At 63.3% G+C, this 16,373-nt stretch carries 17 protein-coding genes; 7 read left to right on the forward strand and 10 right to left on the reverse strand.

What is annotated here, in order from left to right:
* The first annotated feature begins 1 nt into the window (after position 1).
* The 4 genes from murA (at position 2) to ACW9UO_RS14125 (ending at position 3,996) form a co-directional block, all read left to right on the forward strand.
* Complete coding sequence (murA, locus tag ACW9UO_RS14110) at positions 2-1,267, forward strand: UDP-N-acetylglucosamine 1-carboxyvinyltransferase (RefSeq protein WP_457086424.1); 1,266 nt, start codon at positions 2-4, stop codon at positions 1,265-1,267.
* Entirely contained in the window at positions 1,267-1,746 is a 480-nt protein-coding gene (locus tag ACW9UO_RS14115) for a DUF2948 family protein (RefSeq protein WP_457086425.1), read from the forward strand. Before murA ends, ACW9UO_RS14115 begins: the two co-directional genes overlap by 1 nt.
* 93 nt (positions 1,747-1,839) lie before the next feature.
* Complete coding sequence (locus ACW9UO_RS14120; protein WP_457086426.1) at positions 1,840-2,943, forward strand: THUMP domain-containing class I SAM-dependent RNA methyltransferase; 1,104 nt, start codon at positions 1,840-1,842, stop codon at positions 2,941-2,943.
* Positions 2,944-3,057: 114 nt separating this feature from the next.
* Positions 3,058-3,996, forward strand: a complete 939-nt coding sequence (locus ACW9UO_RS14125) for a 2-hydroxyacid dehydrogenase (protein WP_457086427.1) — start codon at positions 3,058-3,060, stop codon at positions 3,994-3,996.
* A gap of 44 nt (positions 3,997-4,040) precedes the next feature.
* Here the strand turns inward: ACW9UO_RS14125 and denD are convergent, their stop codons facing one another.
* From denD to ACW9UO_RS14155, 6 genes are read right to left on the reverse strand one after another with little or no spacing between them, the layout of a single operon-like run.
* Positions 4,041-5,006: a D-erythronate dehydrogenase gene (gene denD / locus ACW9UO_RS14130; RefSeq protein WP_457086428.1), complete on the reverse strand. Its 966-nt coding sequence runs from the start codon at positions 5,004-5,006 to the stop codon at positions 4,041-4,043.
* Positions 5,003-5,920 carry a sugar kinase gene (locus ACW9UO_RS14135; protein WP_457086429.1) on the reverse strand — a complete coding sequence of 306 codons (918 nt, stop codon included), beginning with the start codon at positions 5,918-5,920 and terminating at the stop codon, positions 5,003-5,005. The genes denD and ACW9UO_RS14135 overlap by 4 nt, the downstream gene beginning before the upstream one ends.
* Positions 5,920-7,071: a fumarylacetoacetate hydrolase family protein gene (locus ACW9UO_RS14140; RefSeq protein WP_457086430.1), complete on the reverse strand. Its 1,152-nt coding sequence runs from the start codon at positions 7,069-7,071 to the stop codon at positions 5,920-5,922. The genes ACW9UO_RS14135 and ACW9UO_RS14140 overlap by 1 nt, the downstream gene beginning before the upstream one ends.
* A gap of 11 nt (positions 7,072-7,082) precedes the next feature.
* Positions 7,083-8,477, reverse strand: coding sequence for an FAD-binding oxidoreductase (locus ACW9UO_RS14145; protein ID WP_457086431.1), 1,395 nt, complete (start codon positions 8,475-8,477; stop codon positions 7,083-7,085).
* Complete coding sequence (locus ACW9UO_RS14150) at positions 8,474-9,076, reverse strand: LysE family translocator (RefSeq protein WP_457086432.1); 603 nt, start codon at positions 9,074-9,076, stop codon at positions 8,474-8,476. Before ACW9UO_RS14150 ends, ACW9UO_RS14145 begins: the two co-directional genes overlap by 4 nt.
* Positions 9,076-10,107, reverse strand: coding sequence for an L-idonate 5-dehydrogenase (locus ACW9UO_RS14155; protein ID WP_457086433.1), 1,032 nt, complete (start codon positions 10,105-10,107; stop codon positions 9,076-9,078). The genes ACW9UO_RS14150 and ACW9UO_RS14155 overlap by 1 nt, the downstream gene beginning before the upstream one ends.
* Before the next feature lie 141 nt (positions 10,108-10,248).
* Here ACW9UO_RS14155 and ACW9UO_RS14160 point away from each other — a divergent pair, with 141 nt between their 5' ends.
* Both ACW9UO_RS14160 and ACW9UO_RS14165 read left to right on the forward strand, forming a co-directional pair.
* Positions 10,249-11,010 carry an SDR family oxidoreductase gene (locus tag ACW9UO_RS14160; protein WP_457086434.1) on the forward strand — a complete coding sequence of 254 codons (762 nt, stop codon included), beginning with the start codon at positions 10,249-10,251 and terminating at the stop codon, positions 11,008-11,010.
* A 145-nt stretch (positions 11,011-11,155) separates the two neighbouring features.
* Entirely contained in the window at positions 11,156-12,073 is a 918-nt protein-coding gene (locus tag ACW9UO_RS14165; RefSeq protein WP_457086435.1) for an NAD(P)-dependent oxidoreductase, read from the forward strand.
* A 19-nt stretch (positions 12,074-12,092) separates the two neighbouring features.
* Here the strand turns inward: ACW9UO_RS14165 and ACW9UO_RS14170 are convergent, their stop codons facing one another.
* The 4 genes from ACW9UO_RS14170 to ACW9UO_RS14185 are packed head-to-tail and all read right to left on the reverse strand — an operon-like array spanning position 12,093 to position 14,385.
* Positions 12,093-12,794: an RraA family protein gene (locus ACW9UO_RS14170; protein ID WP_457086436.1), complete on the reverse strand. Its 702-nt coding sequence runs from the start codon at positions 12,792-12,794 to the stop codon at positions 12,093-12,095.
* Between the two features lie 12 nt (positions 12,795-12,806).
* On the reverse strand, positions 12,807-13,130 hold the full coding sequence (locus ACW9UO_RS14175; RefSeq protein WP_457086437.1) for an AzlD domain-containing protein: 324 nt from the start codon (positions 13,128-13,130) through the stop codon (positions 12,807-12,809).
* Positions 13,127-13,840 (reverse strand): AzlC family ABC transporter permease, encoded by a 714-nt coding sequence (locus tag ACW9UO_RS14180; RefSeq protein WP_457086438.1) that lies wholly within the window; start codon positions 13,838-13,840, stop codon positions 13,127-13,129. The genes ACW9UO_RS14175 and ACW9UO_RS14180 overlap by 4 nt, the downstream gene beginning before the upstream one ends.
* Complete coding sequence (locus ACW9UO_RS14185) at positions 13,837-14,385, reverse strand: hypothetical protein (RefSeq protein WP_457086439.1); 549 nt, start codon at positions 14,383-14,385, stop codon at positions 13,837-13,839. Before ACW9UO_RS14185 ends, ACW9UO_RS14180 begins: the two co-directional genes overlap by 4 nt.
* A 133-nt stretch (positions 14,386-14,518) precedes the next feature.
* Here ACW9UO_RS14185 and ACW9UO_RS14190 point away from each other — a divergent pair, with 133 nt between their 5' ends.
* On the forward strand, positions 14,519-16,300 hold the full coding sequence (locus ACW9UO_RS14190; protein WP_457086440.1) for an IlvD/Edd family dehydratase: 1,782 nt from the start codon (positions 14,519-14,521) through the stop codon (positions 16,298-16,300).
* Positions 16,301-16,373: the final 73 nt, after the last annotated feature.

Raw genomic sequence — 16,373 nt, forward strand, 5'->3', positions numbered from 1 at the left:
CATGGATTCGATTATCGTGACGGGCGGCGGCCCGCTGAACGGGCAAATTCCGATTGCGGGCGCCAAGAACGCTTGCCTGACGCTGATGCCAGCGACGCTTTTGAGCGAAGAACCGCTGACGCTGACCAATGCGCCGCGGCTGTCCGACATCAAGACAATGACCGCCTTGTTGCAGTCGCTCGGGGCCGAGGCATCGAGCCTGCAAGACGGCAAGGTGATCTCGCTGTCGAGCCATAACCTTACCAGCCACACTGCCGATTATGAGATCGTGCGCAAGATGCGCGCCTCGAACCTCGTGCTCGGGCCGATGCTGGCGCGGCTGGGGCAGGCGATTGTGTCGCTTCCGGGTGGCTGCGCGATTGGCGCGCGTCCGATGGACCTTCATATCACCGCGCTTGAGGCGCTTGGCGCGCAAATCGAGCTGAAAGACGGCTATCTGCACGCCAAGGCCCCCGGTGGGCTTAAGGGCGCGGTGCATGAGCTGCGGTTTGCGAGCGTGGGCGCGACCGAGAACACGGTGATGGCGGCGACGTTGGCCAAGGGCACCACGGTGCTGAAAAACGCCGCGCGCGAGCCCGAGATTGTCGATCTGGTGCGCTGCCTGCGCAAAATGGGCGCGCAGATCGATGGCGAGGGCACATCGACCATCACCATCCAGGGTGTGGACCGGCTGCACGGCGCGACCCACCCGGTTGTGACTGACCGGATCGAGCTTGGCACCTATATGATAGCGCCGGCGATTGCCGGGGGCGAAGTGGAATGCCTTGGCGGCAAGTTGGAACTAGTTTCGGCCTTTGCCGAAAAGCTCGACGAAGCCGGGATTTCGGTTGAGGAAACCGCGACGGGCCTGAAAGTGGCGCGGCGCAATGGTCGGGTGAAGGCGGTCAACGTCAAAACCGAGGTGTTCCCCGGCTTCCCGACCGATTTGCAGGCGCAGATGATGGCGCTGATGTGCACCGCCGAGGGCACATCGGTGCTCGACGAAACGATCTTTGAGAACCGGTTCATGCACGCGCCGGAACTGACGCGGATGGGGGCCAATATCGAGGTTCACGGCGGTCAGGCGCGGGTAAAGGGCGTTTCGCGGCTCAAGGGCGCGCCGGTGATGGCGACGGATCTGCGGGCGTCGGTGTCGTTGATCCTTGCGGGTCTGGCGGCCGAGGGCGAAACCCGGGTCAGCCGGGTGTATCACCTTGATCGCGGCTATGAGCATGTGGTGCGCAAGCTCGAAGGCGTGGGTGCCAAAATTGCGCGGGTGCCCGAATAATGAGCCGGGACGCCACATTCGAAGAGGGCCGGGAAGCGCCGCTGTATATCGCGGCGCTGGACCCGGAGGATTTGCAAGTGTTGTCGGCGCTGGCGCAGGATGCGGTGTTTCCGATCACCGAAATGCGCTGGCAGGCGCGGCAGCGCCGGTTTGCGCTGTTGCTCAACCGGTTCCGCTGGGAAGACCTGCCCGCCGCCGAGCGCCTGAAGCGCAAGCCGGAACGGGTGCAGGCGCTTTTGGTCATCGACAACGTGATGAAGGTGGCGAGCCAGGGCATCGACCGCTCGGATGCGGATATGGTGCTGTCGCTGTTGGCGGTGAGTTTCACGCCGGGTGAAGACGGCACCGGTGAGGTGCTGCTGACGCTGGCGGGGGACGGGGCGATCCGGCTTGAGGTCGAGGCGCTGGAGGTGACGATGAAAGACGTGACCCGCCCGTACATCGCGCCCTCGGGCAAGGCTCCGAAACATCCCGTCTGACCAAGCCGATTTATCAATAAATCGGTCCCGATCCATTCATGGATCGGGTTGCGCCAAGCGGCGGCCGGTGCATCAAAACGCCAGAGGACCGGCATGGAAAACGACTTCGAGATCTTTCTGGCCTGCCCTCCGGGGCTTGAACCCATGCTGCGCGATGAGGCGCGGGATGCGGGCTTTACCAACCCGCTTTGCGTGCCCGGCGGCGTGACCCTGCGCGGCGGCTGGCCCGAGGTGATGCGCGCCAATCTTGCCCTGCGCGGCGCAAGTCGCGTCTTGGCGCGGATCGGGGAGTTTCGCGCGATGCATCTGGCGCAGCTCGACAAACGGGCGCGCAAGATGCCGTGGCGGGAGATTCTGCGCGCCGATGTGCCGGTGAAGGTCGAGGCGACCTGTCGCAAATCGCGGATCTATCACGCCAAGGCCGCAACCGAGCGTGTGGTCGGCGCGCTTGAGGCCGCCGGGATCACCGTCAGCGCCGAGGCCAGCCTTGTGGTGCGCACCCGGATCGAGGACGATCTTTGCACCTTCAGCATCGATACTTCGGGCGAGTTGCTACACAAACGCGGCTTTAAGACCGGCACCGGCAAGGCCCCGATGCGCGAGACCCTCGCGGCGCTGTTTCTGCGCGCTGCCGGGTATGACGGCACGATGCCGGTGGTCGATCCGATGTGCGGCTCGGGTACCTTTGTGATTGAGGCGGCAGAAATGGCGTTGGGGCTTTATCCGGGGCGCGGGCGCAGCTTTGCCTTTGAGCGGTTGGCGAATTTTGATGCGGCGTTGTGGGACGAGATGCGCCGCGCCAATGCGCCGCGCGACACCGCGCTTGCCTTCTTTGGCGCGGACCGCAACGAAGGCGCGATTGCCAATGCGCGCGAGAATGCCGCGCGCTCTGGTGTGGAGGCGATCACCACGTTCACCCACCACGCGATCAGCGATTTGCAGCCGCCCGAGGGGCGCAAGGGGCTTGTCATCGCCAACCCGCCCTATGGCGGACGGATCGGCAATACCAAGCTGCTTTATGCGCTATACGGGGCCTTTGGGCAGGTGCTGAAAGAGCGGTTCGGCGGCTGGCGCGTCGGCATCGTGACCAGCGAGGCGGGGCTGGCCAAGGCGGCGGGGCTCAAGCTGTCGCCCGGTCCGGTGATCGACCACGGCGGTATCCGGGTCCGGCTGTATCAGGGGCGGGTGTCGGGCTGAAGCCCGGCCCAGAGCGGCACGTATTTTGGTATACCATTTTACCCGGTGATGTGTCATGTCGGGGGCAAGCAAGGATTGTTGCCCGCTTTTCACAGCCTGACAGGGAGTTATGACATGAACAAAGTATTGGCCATCGGGCCGTATTCGGCGCAGGAACTGGACGATCACAAGGCGCAGCTTGATTGCCTTTATCTGTCCGGCCCCGGTGAGATTTCCGGTCTGGACGAGGCCGCGCGCGGCGCGATCACCGCCGTGGGCTATAAGGGGCATCACGCGTTTGGCGCGGCGGAAATGGACCTGCTGCCCAACCTGAAAATCGTTGCAAACTATGGCGTTGGCTATGACGCCATCGATGTCTCTGCCGCCGATGCGCGCGGCATCAAGGTGACCAACACGCCCGATGTTCTGAATGACGACGTGGCCGATCTGGCCGTCGCGATGTGGCTGATGCAGGGCCGCGAGATGGAGCAAGCGTCGCAATGGGCGCGCTCGGGCAACTGGGCCAGCACCAGCGAATATCGCCTGAATCGCAAGGTTAGCGGCACCAAGGTTGGCATCGTCGGGCTGGGCCGCATCGGGCGCGAAATCGCCGACCGTCTGGCGGCGTTCAAGACCGAGATCCACTATCACGCGCGCAGCGAAAAACAGACGCCGGGCTGGACCTATCACGCCGATCCGGTTGCCTTGGCCGAGGCGGTGGATTTCCTGTTCATCGCCCTCGTTGGCGGTGCTGCGACCGAAAAATACGTCTCGAAAGAGGTGATCGAGGCATTGGGGCCCCGCGGCGTGATCGTCAATATCTCACGCGGGTCGACGGTGGACGAAGGCGCGATGCTGGATGCTTTGGAGGCCGGCAAACTGGCGGGCGCGGGCTTGGATGTGTTCCTCAACGAGCCCAAGATCGATGCGCGGTTTTATGACCTGCCGAACGTGGTGATCCAGCCGCATCAGGGGTCGGGGACCGTGGAAACCCGCGCCGCGATGGCGCAATTGCAGCGTGACAACCTGCTGGCGCAGCTCGCGGGTGAACCGCTGAAAACGCCGGTAAACTAAGGGCTTGGTCGGCGGCGGGGCAGGGTGCTCCGCCGCCGATGTACTCAGGCGGCGGGTTTGTCGTCTTCGAGGTAATAGCGGATGTTGTCCTCGAAACTGTCATCCGCGCTCAGGCCGAGTTTCACCGATTTCTCGGGCCGCAGATCAAACCGCCAGCCTTTGACAATCGCCTGAATGTCGGGCTGTGCCTCCCAACGGATCAGCTTGGCCGGCTCTGGCCCCACCACCGCTGTCATCGCGTCGATCAACTGGCGAATGGTCCACATCCGCCCCGGCATCATCATGCAGCGGTTCAGGCCCAGATCTTCCTCGGCAAGCTCCGCCCCTTTGATCAGGTTTTCCACGCATTTGCGCGGGCTGAGGTAGTAGTGCGGGAAATCGTCGTTCACCGGACAGATCGCCTCTTGCCCATTCAGCGGCTCGCGCAAGATCGAGGACATAAAGCTGGACGCCGCGCGGTTGGGCTTGCCTGGACGGACCGAGATGGTCGGCAGACGGAAGCCCCGGCCATCGACAAACCCTTTACGCGAGAAATCGTTGAGCAACAGCTCGCCCATCGCCTTTTGCCCGCCGTAAGAGGTCTGCGGGTTGAGGAAGGTGTGGTCGGTGATCGGATCGGGCACTTCGCCGCCGTAGACTGCGATTGATGATGAGAACACCACCACCGGTTTGGTGCCCAGCTCGCGGCAGCGTTGCAGCACGTTGAGCGGGCCGAACAGGTTGATGTTCATCCCGTCGTCAAAGGCTTCCTCGGCATGGGCTGAGACCACCGCCGCCAACAGATAGATCACATCGGTTTCCGCCGTCAGGCAGGCCGCGATTGAGGCCGGGTCGGTGATATCGCAGCGGGTGGTTTCGACCGGCACAGCGCCCGCGATTGGCGCAGGGTCGGCAATGTCGGCGAGGGTGATCTTGCTGATCTCTTTGCCGCGCAGGGTGCCGCGCGCGACAAGGGCCGTTGCTAGTTTCTGGCCAACGACACCGCCGCCGCCAAGGATGAGAATATTCATGCAAATGCTCCGTTGGAAAAGATGTCCGGCACCAGCGCGCCGGGGGCTTGGATCACCTGACCGGCCAGCGCCATCGCGCGTTTCGCCGCCTCTTCCAGCGAATGCCCGGTGGCGAGCGAGGCCAGCAACCCGGCGGCAAAGCTGTCGCCCGCGGCGGTGGAATCGACCGGTGTGACCTTGGCCGGGCTGAGCTTGAGCGTGCCGGCACCTTCGGACCAGACCGTCAGGGGATTGCCACCATCCTTGACGGCGATCAGCTTGGCCCCGCCGTCGCGGTAACGGGTGATGGTGTCTTCGGGGGTGGCGTCGCCAAACAGCTCGGTCTCTTCGTCAAACGACGGCAAGACGATATCGGCGACCGACGCCCCCAGCGTCAGCCCTTCGCGCATCGCCTCTTCGCTGCCCCAAAGCTTGGGGCGCAGGTTGGTGTCAAAGGCGATCTGTGCGCCAGCGGCCCGCGCCTCGGACATCACATCACAGAAAGTCTGGCGCTGCTCGGGGGGCAGAATCGCCAGCGTGATGCCAGAGAAATGGATGATGTCGCGGCCCTTGGTAATTTCGCTCAGCCAATCCCGGTCTTCGGCCATCGCGCGCGCCGCCGACTGGCCACGCCAATAGGAAAAGCTGCGCTCGCCGTCCTGGACCGAAATCATGTAAAGCCCGACGGTGCGGTCCGGCATCTGGCGCATCGCCTTGGTGTCGATGCCTTCGTTTTGCATATAATTTGCCATCGCGTTCGACACCGCGTCATCGCCAATGCACGAGCCATACGAAACGGTCCAATCGTCGGGCAACAGCCGGCGCGCGTACCAAGCGGTGTTAAAGGTGTCACCGGCAAAGCCACGACGGCACATGCCATCCTTTGACGGACCGATTTCCACCATACATTCCCCAAGTGCCAAGAAATTCGCCATTACAAAAGTCCCCGTCCAGCCAAATTGCGCATCAGTGATGCAGTCCCAAATGTCCACTCCGCGCAATCGGTTGAAAGACGCACGGTGTTGTGCAGCGTGCCAAGCGCCGCCTCGGATATGGTTACTACATCGCCAGCGTGATGCGTAAACCCCTGTCCGGGGGCATCGCGGTCCTTTATCGGGGCAAACATCGTGCCGAGGAACAAAAAGAACCCGTCCGGGTACTGATGGTGGCGTCCGATGGTCTGTTTCACGATCGACGCCGGGTCGCGGCTGATTTTGGTCATCGACGATGCGCCGTCCATGGTAAAGCCGTCTGTGCCCTCGACCCGCATGCTGAGTTCGGCGCGGCGCACGTCGTCAAGCGTATAGGTTTCGTCAAACAGCCTCACGAACGGGCCGATTGAGCACGAGGCGTTGTTGTCCTTGGCTTTGCCCAACAGCAGCGCAGAGCGGCCCTCGACATCGCGCAGGTTGACGTCATTGCCCAGCGTCGCGCCGCGAATGTCGCCGCGTGAGTTGATCGCCAGCACGATCTCCGGCTCGGGGTTGTTCCAGTTCGAGATCGGGTGCAGACCCACCGCCGCGCCGCAGCCCACAGCCGCGGTCGGCTGGCATTTGGTAAACACCTCGGCGTCGGGACCAATGCCCACTTCGAGGTATTGCGACCACAGCCCCTCTTTCAGCAGCACCGCCTTGACCTGCATCGCCTTGTCCGAGCCGGGTTCGATGCCCGACAGGCTGTCGCCGATCACACCTTGCACCTTGGCGCGGATTTCGGCGGCGCGGTCGGCATCGCCAGCGGCTTGTTCTTCGATCACCCGTTCGACCATCAATTCCGCAAAGGTCACGCCCGAGGCCTTGATCGCTTGCAAATCCGCCGGGGCCAGCAGGTGCAGCACGGTGTCAGCAGCGCCTTCCACCGAGCCTGCCACCAGATCGGCGAGGGTGCCGATGTCTTCGCCAGTTTGCTTGCGGATGTGGGCCAGCGGGTCTTGCAGCTCAAGCAAATCGGTCATCGTCGGCGCGGCAGCGCTGGTGATATCTACGACCGTATCGCCGCGCAGGGTGATCAGCGCCGGGCCAATGCCGGGGCGCCAGACGCGGCCAACAAAGGTGGCCTTGGGATCAGGATTGGAATGGGGGAGCATGACTGCCTCCGTCAGATGTTGCCCGGCGGCAAAAGCTTGCCAGGGTTGAGAATATTCTTGGGGTCATAGGCCGCCTTGATCGCGCGCATAAAGCCCAAGGCGGCCCCGTGTTCGCGCGCCATATAGGCCTGTTTGCCGATGCCGATGCCATGTTCGCCCGACACCGTGCCGCCCAGCGAGAGCGCCATATCGTTGAGATCGTTGACGAAGCCTTTGACCGCTTTCAGCTCATCCGCATTGTCGGGATCAAACCGCAACCCGCAGTGGAAATTGCCGTCGCCGACATGGCCGACGATGGCGCAGGTCAGGCCCAACTCGCGGGTGCGCTGCTGTGCGCGGGTCACGGCCTCGGCGAGTTGCGAGATCGGCACGCAGACGTCTGTCGACAGGGTGCGCGCTTGCGGGCGCAGCGCAAAGGTCGCGTAATGCGCATTGTGGCGCATCGCCCAAAGGCGGCTGCGGTCTTCGGGCTTTTCGGCTTTCGAGAAACCGGAGGCCCCGAAGTCCTCGGCGATCTCGGCAAAGGCCGCCGCCTGTTCGGCCACGCCCGAGGGCGAGCCGTGGAATTCCAAAAACAGATGCGGCTTTTCCGGCAGGCCGACATCGCCATGCAGGTTGAAACCCCGCACCATCATCTCATCCACCAGCTCGATCCGCGCCATCGGGATGCCGGACTGGATGGTCAGGATCACGCAGTTCACCGCGTCCTCCACGCTGTCGAAACAGCAGGTCGCGGCGCTCACCGCCTCGGGCTGGCCCTGAAGCCGCAGAGTGATCTCGGTCAGGATGCCCAGCGTGCCTTCCGAGCCGACAAGCAGGTGCGTCAGATCGTAGCCGGTCGAGGACTTGCGCGCCTGAGAGCCGGTGCGGATCACCGTGCCATCTGCCATAACCGCTTCAAGCGCCAAGACATTCTCGCGCATGGTGCCATAGCGCACGGCGGTGGTGCCACTGGCACGCGTCGCCGTCATCCCGCCGATTGAGGCATTGGCACCGGGATCAATCGGGAAAAACAGCCCCGTCGCGCGCAGCTCGGTATTCAGCGCCTCGCGGGTGATGCCGGGCTGCACCACGCAATTGAGGTCTTCGGCATTGACCGCCAGCACCGCGTTCATCCGGTTCATATCAAGGCTGATGCCGCCCTTGATCGGCAGGTGCTGCCCCTCAAGCGAGGAGGCCGCGCCAAAGGCGGTGATCGGGCAGTCGTGCTCGTTGCAGATCCGCACAATCGCCGCCACTTCGTCGGTGCTCTCGGGGTAGGCGACGGCGTCGGGCAGAGCTTGGGCGAAATGCGCTTCGTTTTGCGAATGCTGGTCGCGGTGGCTGTCTGCGGTGGCGAGCCGGTCGCCCAGAAGCGTGCGAATCGCGTCGATTGCGGCGGCATGCGCCGTGGCGGTGTCGGTCATGCGAGGTATCCTGTGGCGGAAAGAATGGCGAGCGCGACCACCCCCAGCATGGCCAGCGCCATGGCATAGTTGATCGCGCGTTGGGTGCGGGCGGGCAGGTTGAGCCGGTGCAGGGCGACCCCGGCCCAGAGCCAGCCCAGATGGATCGGTATCCAGATCAGGTTCATAATCAGCAGCTTAAGGCCGGTCTCGACTGCAAGGCTCGCGGGGTAAAACGCAAAGCCGGTGATCAGCGCGGTGTTGACCGCATAGGCCTTGGGATTGATCGCTTGCAGCAACACGCCCGCGCCAATCCCCGGCGGCGCTTTGGCCTCGATAAAGGCGATGCGCGACCGGGCAAAGGCAATGCGGGCGGCAAGATACAGCAGGTAAGCGACCGAGGCGACCATGAGCACTTCGCGCAGGCCCGGCACCGACAGGACAATCGCGGCCAGCCCAGTGATCACCGCCAAAGCCACCAGATTGGTGCCAAGGAACAGCCCGGCGACATAGGCCAAACCGGGGCGAAAGCCATACGCGGCACCAACCCCAGCGGTCGACAATACGCCGGGACCGGGGGTGATGATCAGCAAAATGACAGCGGCGGCAAATGTAAACATCAGGCGAAGTCGAGCTGAACTTTCATGGATTGCGATTTGTCGCTGGCGGTGGCGAAAGCGGCCTCGAATTCGGCCAGCGGAAAGGTGTGGGTGAGAAGCGGGGCAGGGTCGATCAGACCTTTCTGCATCAGTTGCACGGCGATGTCGAACTCCTCGTGAAAGCGGAACGATCCGCGCAGCTCAAGCTCTTTGGCGGTGATCGCCATCATCGGCAGCGCCATATCGCCCGACAGACCAAGCTGCACGATCACGCCGCGCGGACGCAACGCCGCAATGCCTGCGGCCAAGGCGGGTTGCGCGCCGGAGCATTCAAACAGCACATCCAGCGTGCCTTTGCCGGTGGTGTAGGGGGCCAGCGCCTCGGGGTTTTCCAGCGTGTTCAGCGTCACGTCGGCCCCGGCGGCACGGGCGAACTTTAGCGCGGGCGCGGCGATGTCACAGGCGATGATTTCGCCCGCACCGGCCCGGCGCGCCGCCATGATCGCAAGCACGCCAATCGGGCCGCAGCCGGTGACCAAAATACGACGCCCCAGCATTTCGCCGCCGCGCCGCACCGCATGCAGACCCACCGCCAAAGGTTCGGCCATCGCCGCCTGCGCAGGGGTCAGCCCGTGGGCCGGGGCGCATTGGCTGGCCTTGGCGACAAGCTCCTCGCGAAACGCGCCCTGAATATGCGGGAACGGCATCGCCGAGCCGTAAAACGCCATGTTGAGGCATTGGTTCGGCAAACCGCGCAGGCATTCGACGCACCCTCCGCAGGGCCGTGACGGCGACACCGCCACCAGATCGCCTTCGCGCAGGTCCGTGACACCGGCCCCAAGCGCGCTGATGTGGCCCGCAACCTCATGCCCAAGGACCATCGGTTCGCGCAGGCGCACCGGGCCGAAGCCGCCGTGATGGTAGTAGTGCAGGTCCGATCCGCAGATGCCGCCGCGCGCCAGCTTGATTGCCACTTCGCCGTCGCCGGGCGCGCGGGTTTCAAAGGCCGCCAGCCTCACGTCATGCGCCGCGTGGGCGTAAAGTGCCTGCATAGTCGTCCCCCCGGAGGATGTTGTCTGCGGTGCCGACAGAAGGCGGCTTGCTTATGCGCAGATTTGGTATACCATTTCTATAAAGCGGGTCGCGGCCCGGAATGTCAACCGCGCCAAGGCGGCGTGGACGAGGGAGATTGTATGTCACTATTCGATCTGACGGGCCGGACGGCCTTGATCACCGGGTCATCGCTGGGGATTGGCCGCGCGCTGGCCTCTGGGCTGGCCGAAGCGGGCGCGCGCATCGTGATGAACGCGCGCAATGCCGACCGTCTGGAGGAGGCAGCTGAGGCGCTGCGCAGCACGGGGGCCAAGGTGGACACGCTGGCCTTTGACGTGACCGATGTCGAGGCGGTGCGCGCGGCGGTGGATGGCTATGAAGCCGAGCACGGCGCGATTGACATCCTGATCAACAACGCCGGGATGCAGCACCGCGCCGCGCTGGAAGAGTTCCCGCCCGAAATGTTCGACACGCTGATGCGGACCAACGTGAGCTCGGCGTTTTACGTCGGCCAATCGGTGGCGCGGCACATGATCGGGCGCGGGCAGGGCAAGATCATCAACATCGCCTCGGTGCAGGCCGCATTGGCCCGCCCCGGCATCGCGCCTTACACCGCAACCAAAGGCGCAATTGCCAATCTGACCAAAGGCATGGCGACCGATTGGGCCAAGCACGGGTTGAACTGCAACGCCATCGCGCCGGGCTATTTCGATACGCCGCTGAATGCTGCTTTGGTGGCTGATCCAGAATTTTCCGCATGGTTGGAAAAACGCACACCAGCGGGGCGTTGGGGGCAGGTCGAAGAGCTGGTCGGCGCGGCGGTGTTCCTGTCGTCGCCTGCGGCAAGTTTTGTGAATGGCCACACGCTGTACGTGGATGGCGGTATTACTGCGAGCCTGTGAACGCGCGCCGCGCGTCGATGTGCGGCCCGGTCCCTCTCGGCGGGGGCGGCATGGCCCAATCTCCTGCCGGGAGACGGATGCGCGGCGGCCTGCGGCCACTGTTAACGCGCTTGGGAATGATTGAAATGGAACGAGGGGGGAGACTATGAGCAAACCGGTGATCGGATTTATTGGCGTGGGCCTGATGGGCCACGGCATGGCGAAAAACATCCTTGAGGGCGGCTATGCGCTGCACATCAAAGGCAACCGCAACCGCGAGCCGATCGATGATCTGGTGGCGCGCGGCGCGCAGGAGGTGGCCAGCCCGAAAGAGATGGCCGCCGCCTGTGACATCATCCACATCTGCCTGTCGAACTCGCCTCAGGTGGAAAGCGTGTTTCACGGCGACGACGGCATCTTGGCTGGGATGCGCGAAGGGCTGATCGTGATCGACGCCACCACCGCCGATCCGGTGTCGACGATGAAACTCGCCGCCGCGCTGAATGCCAAAGGCGGCGCGATGGTGGACGCTCCGCTGGGCCGCACGCCGAAAGAGGCCGAGGCGGGCGAGTTGGACGTGATGGTTGGCTGTGACGATGCGCAGTGGGATACGGTGCGCCCGCTGATCGAATGTTGGGGTGGCAATATTAACCGCATCGGCCCAGTGGGCAGCGGCCACAAGATGAAGCTGATCATGAACTTCATCTCGATGGGCTATGCCGCGTTGTATTCCGAGGCGACGGTACTGGCGGCCAAAGTCGGCGTCAGCCCGCAGAACGTGCAACAGGTGATCGGCACCTCGCGGATGGGCAACGGGTTCTTTGACACCTTCATGAAATACACTGTCGGGCGTGACCGCGATGCGCATAAATTCGCCATCGCCAACGCCAGCAAAGATGTGCGCTATGTCAACAACATGGCCAATGATGCGGGCGTGATGAACGTGATGGCGAGCGCGGTGAAGCACTACTTTACCCATATCGAAGCCATCGGCCACGGCGATGATTACGTGCCGATGATGAGCGATCATATCGCGCGGCTCAACGGGATGGACATGGCGGAAGAGGTCGAAAAGGGCAAATAGGCGTTGCCCTTGCCGCCTGTTACCCGTCGGTAAACACCGCACGCCCGTCGGCGATCATCACTTCGGTCAGGGCCATGGTTTTGCGCCCATTGGCGACCTGTGCGTCAAGCTCGGTTTCGAGGGCTTTTATGTCTTCGAGCCGGGCGATCACCGCGGCGATCCGCGCGAAGGGCACCACCACCACACCATCGCGGTCGGCCACGATCATGTCGCCGCTGTGCACCGTCATTCCGCCAATCGCCACGTCCTCGCCCACCCGGCCTGGACCGTTGGCAAAGGGGGAATTCGGCGTCAGCCCGGTGCACCAGCAGGGCAATCCTGCGGCGACGATACCGTCATAATCGCGCATCGGCCCGTCGGTGACAAAGCCCGCCACGCCCGCGTTGCGCAACATGCCCATCACCCGGTCGCCCGCCGCCGCAGCCCCCTGAAACGCGCCAAAGCCCGCGATCACCACATCGCCGGGCTGGGCAATCTCTTGCGCGCCAAAGGTGGCCAAGACGTCGCCCGGCCCGTTGTCGGCACACAGCGCCGGGCCAGCGGCCACACAGCGCAGATCGCGGCCAAAGCCAATCGGCGCAATCGCGGCGTCCAGCGCGCCCCGGCCATTCATCGCATCGCAGACAAAGCTTGACGGCACGCCCTGAAACGCTGCGATCTGCGCCTTGGTCGGGCGGGGGAAATCGCGGCGCAGGGTCAGGAGCGGAGGCGATTCAATCATGGCGTTTTCCGATCACGGCAGGAGAAATTGCAAAAGATAAAGCGTGGCCATCCCGGCGACGATGGCCCAGACCACCGAGACCCGCAAGCCCACGGCAAAGGCGGCAATCGCGGCGATCAGGCGGGCGGGGTCAAACACGCCGCCCGTCGCCTCGGGCCAGAGCACAAGCGGCGTGACCAAGGCAGGAAACACCGCAACACCCACGTATTTCAGGTGCAACAGCGCCCACTCCGGCATCTGCCGCTTGCCAAAGAAGCCCAGAAACGAAAACCGGATCAGGAAGGTGCCGATGCCAAGCAGGATCGTCAGGGTCCAAAACGCCGTGTCGGAAATCATCGGGCAGCCCTTTGCGCGCGGCGTTTCAGGAACAGCTCGCACTGCGCCCCAGCGACCATCGCAATGATGGCAGAGACAAACAGCCCAAGGCTCCACGGCAGCCCGACAAAAAGGATCGACGCCACGCAGGCCACCCCGGCGGCGAACATATGCGGCAAGCTGCGGATCAGTGGCGCGGTGAGGGCGATGAAGCAGATCGGCACGGCGAAATCGAGCGAGAAAGACGACGGAATCGCTTGCCCCACCAGCGCGCCAATCAGCGTGCAGGCGTACCAGAACGGACAGATCAGCATCATGCAGCCGAAGTAATAGGCCACCTTTTCAGCGCCCGTCATCTCGGGGTGGTCCTGATAGTGTTTCTCGGCCACGGCAAAGGCCTGATCGACCATCAGATAGGCCATCAACGCCCGCGTCCGCAGCCGCGCATGGCCTAGATGCGGCACCAAAGCGGCGGAATACATTGCCATCCGCAGGTTGACGGCCAGGGCGGCCAGCAGGGCGATGAACACCGGCGCTTGGTCTTTCAGCAGCGCCAGCGCGGTGAATTGCGACGCGCCGGCAATCACCAGCACCGACATCGACATGGTTTGCAGCACATCAAGCCCGGCATCGCGCGCCACCACGCCAAACAGGATCGAATAGGGCACAACGATCAACACGAAGGGCGCACAGTCGAGATACCCCCGCCAAAACGCGGCGCGCGGGGTCATGGCAGGTTTCGCGACTGCACCAGCAGCTTGGCATAGGCGAGGCCCATCGTGGTGGCGGTGCAGCCGGATTTCTGGATGTTGATCTCGTCGCTGCTGCGGTCGGTTAGCAGGGAAAGCTCTTGCAGGCGGTCACATTGCAACAACCCGCTAAGCACATCGTATTTCACCTCGACCCCGGCGATGTCAGCGATCTTTTCGTCTGCAGCCGCGCGCAGCTCATTCAGTCGCGTCTTGATTGCACCGGTCCAACTGTTCTTCGCCTCGACGTAACACAGCACGGCCGCCGCCGCGCCTTCGGTGGTGTCGATGGTGCCACAGGCGCGCAATTCGGCCTGAATGCAGGATTGCGTCGGGGCCTGCGCCGCGATCTGCGTGTCGATGCAGGCGCGAAATCCGGCGATGTCCATCTTGGTGGGGGCGGTCTCGGCGGGGGTGCTTTCGGCGGGGGTGCTTTCAACGGGCACCGCATCAGACAGCACAATTTCGGCCGCCACCGGCGTGGCTCCGAGGCAGACAACCGCCAGCAAACCTGTCAGATGTTTCATGGCAGTTCTCCCCAATATCAGTGTGGCGTAGGCCCGCCACAGAATGCCCTTGCATTTGGTATACCAAATGAGGAAGCTGTCACAAGCCCAGAGTCGCTTTGCCAAGCGCCGGAACGCAATCGGAGATCCGACCATGACAGACACCCGCGCCCATAAGCGATTTCGTTCGCAGGAATGGTTCGACAATCCCAACAATCCCGGCATGACCGCGCTGTATATCGAGCGCTATCAGAACCAGGAATACACCCGCGAGGAATTGCAGGGCGGCAAACCGGTGATCGGCATCGCCAACACCGGCAGCGATCTGGCCCCGTGCAACAAGATCCACATCTTCCTGATGGACCGGATCAAGGCGGGCATTCGCACCGCGGGCGGTATTCCGATGGAATTCCCGGTGCATCCGATCCAAGAGACCGGCAAACGCCCGACCGCCGCTTTGGACCGCAACCTGGCGTATCTGTCGCTGGTCGAGGTGCTGCATGGCTATCCGATCGACGCGGTTGTGCTGACCACCGGCTGTGACAAGACCACGCCTGCAGTTCTGATGGCGGCGGCGACAGTCGACATTCCGGCGATTGCGCTGAATGGCGGGCCGATGCTGGATGGCTGGTGGAAGGGCAAGCGCGCGGGGAGTGGCACCATCGTCTGGGAATCGCGCCGGCTTTTGGCTGAGGGCAAGATTGACTACGAAGAATTCATGAGCCGGGTCTGTTCGTCCGCGCCGTCGCTGGGCCATTGCAACACGATGGGCACGGCAAGCACGATGAACGCAATGGCCGAGGCGCTGGGCATGTCGATGACCGGAAACTCTGCGATTCCGGCGCCGTTCCGCGAACGCATGGCGATGGCCTATGAGACCGGCAAACGCATCGTGCAGATGGCCTATGACGATCTGAAACCGTCGGATATTCTGACGCGCGAGGCGTTTGAGAATGCCATCGTCGTCAATGGCGCGATTGGCGGCAGCACCAACGCGCCGCCGCACCTTCAGGCGATTGCGCGCCATGCCGGGGTCGAGCTGAACGTGAAAGATTGGGAGACGGTCGGCTTTGACGTGCCGCTGCTGGTCAATATGCAGCCGGCGGGGGAATACCTGGGCGAAAGCTTTTTCCGCGCGGGTGGTGTGCCGGCGGTGATGGCCGAACTGATGAAGGCCGGGCGCATCCATGAGGGCGTGATGACGGCGACGGGCAACACCATGGGGGCCAATCTGGCCGGGGTGGAAAGCGCCGATACCGACGTGATCAAGACCTATGATGCGCCGATGCGGATCAACGCCGGGTTCAAGGTGCTGTCAGGCAATCTGTTTGATTCTGCGCTGATGAAGACCTCAGTGATCTCTGCCGATTTCCGGGAACGTTTTCTGTCTGAACCGGGGCAGGAGGGCATTCTCGAGGCCCGCGCGGTGGTGTTTGAAGGGCCGGAAGATTACCACGACCGGATCAACGACGCCTCGCTTGGCATCGACGAACGCACGATCCTGTTTATCCGCAACGTCGGCTGTGTTGGCTATCCCGGCTCGGCCGAGGTGGTGAACATGCAGCCGCCAGATGCGCTGATCCGGCAGGGCATTGCGCATCTGCCAACGGTGGGCGACGGGCGGCAATCGGGCACCTCGGAGAGTCCCTCTATCCTCAACGCCTCGCCGGAATCGGTTGTGGGCGGCGGGTTGGCCTATTTGCAGACCGGCGACATGGTGCGGCTTGATCTCAACGCCTCGCGCATGGATGCGCTTGTCGATGAGGCTGAGTGGGCGCAGCGCAAGGCCGATTGGTCCGAACCCGAGATCGTGAGCCAGACGCCGTGGCAGGAAATCTATCGCAAGCACGTCGGGCAACTGGCGGATGGCGGCTGTCTGGAACTGGCGACGGCCTATCAACGGGTGGTCAAAGATCTGCCGCGGGACAATCACTAAGCAATTTTCGCAGACGCGATCCCCGGGGCGGGCCAAATTTCATTGATGAAATTTTGAAAAGTTTTTGAAAAAC

The sequence above is a fragment of the Marinovum sedimenti genome (genome assembly GCF_054052205.1).

What these genes read in the sequence shown, in the direction of transcription:
- murA (WP_457086424.1), top strand. Translation starts at nt 2, where the DNA reads ATGGATTCGATTATCGTGACGGGCGGCGGCCCGCTGAACGGGCAAATT.
- ACW9UO_RS14115 (WP_457086425.1), top strand. Translation starts at nt 1,267, where the DNA reads ATGAGCCGGGACGCCACATTCGAAGAGGGCCGGGAAGCGCCGCTGTAT.
- ACW9UO_RS14120 (WP_457086426.1), top strand. Translation starts at nt 1,840, where the DNA reads ATGGAAAACGACTTCGAGATCTTTCTGGCCTGCCCTCCGGGGCTTGAA.
- ACW9UO_RS14125 (WP_457086427.1), top strand. Translation starts at nt 3,058, where the DNA reads ATGAACAAAGTATTGGCCATCGGGCCGTATTCGGCGCAGGAACTGGAC.
- denD (WP_457086428.1), bottom strand. Translation starts at nt 5,006, where the DNA reads ATGAATATTCTCATCCTTGGCGGCGGCGGTGTCGTTGGCCAGAAACTA.
- ACW9UO_RS14135 (WP_457086429.1), bottom strand. Translation starts at nt 5,920, where the DNA reads ATGGCGAATTTCTTGGCACTTGGGGAATGTATGGTGGAAATCGGTCCG.
- ACW9UO_RS14140 (WP_457086430.1), bottom strand. Translation starts at nt 7,071, where the DNA reads ATGCTCCCCCATTCCAATCCTGATCCCAAGGCCACCTTTGTTGGCCGC.
- ACW9UO_RS14145 (WP_457086431.1), bottom strand. Translation starts at nt 8,477, where the DNA reads ATGACCGACACCGCCACGGCGCATGCCGCCGCAATCGACGCGATTCGC.
- ACW9UO_RS14150 (WP_457086432.1), bottom strand. Translation starts at nt 9,076, where the DNA reads ATGTTTACATTTGCCGCCGCTGTCATTTTGCTGATCATCACCCCCGGT.
- ACW9UO_RS14155 (WP_457086433.1), bottom strand. Translation starts at nt 10,107, where the DNA reads ATGCAGGCACTTTACGCCCACGCGGCGCATGACGTGAGGCTGGCGGCC.
- ACW9UO_RS14160 (WP_457086434.1), top strand. Translation starts at nt 10,249, where the DNA reads ATGTCACTATTCGATCTGACGGGCCGGACGGCCTTGATCACCGGGTCA.
- ACW9UO_RS14165 (WP_457086435.1), top strand. Translation starts at nt 11,156, where the DNA reads ATGAGCAAACCGGTGATCGGATTTATTGGCGTGGGCCTGATGGGCCAC.
- ACW9UO_RS14170 (WP_457086436.1), bottom strand. Translation starts at nt 12,794, where the DNA reads ATGATTGAATCGCCTCCGCTCCTGACCCTGCGCCGCGATTTCCCCCGC.
- ACW9UO_RS14175 (WP_457086437.1), bottom strand. Translation starts at nt 13,130, where the DNA reads ATGATTTCCGACACGGCGTTTTGGACCCTGACGATCCTGCTTGGCATC.
- ACW9UO_RS14180 (WP_457086438.1), bottom strand. Translation starts at nt 13,840, where the DNA reads ATGACCCCGCGCGCCGCGTTTTGGCGGGGGTATCTCGACTGTGCGCCC.
- ACW9UO_RS14185 (WP_457086439.1), bottom strand. Translation starts at nt 14,385, where the DNA reads ATGAAACATCTGACAGGTTTGCTGGCGGTTGTCTGCCTCGGAGCCACG.
- ACW9UO_RS14190 (WP_457086440.1), top strand. Translation starts at nt 14,519, where the DNA reads ATGACAGACACCCGCGCCCATAAGCGATTTCGTTCGCAGGAATGGTTC.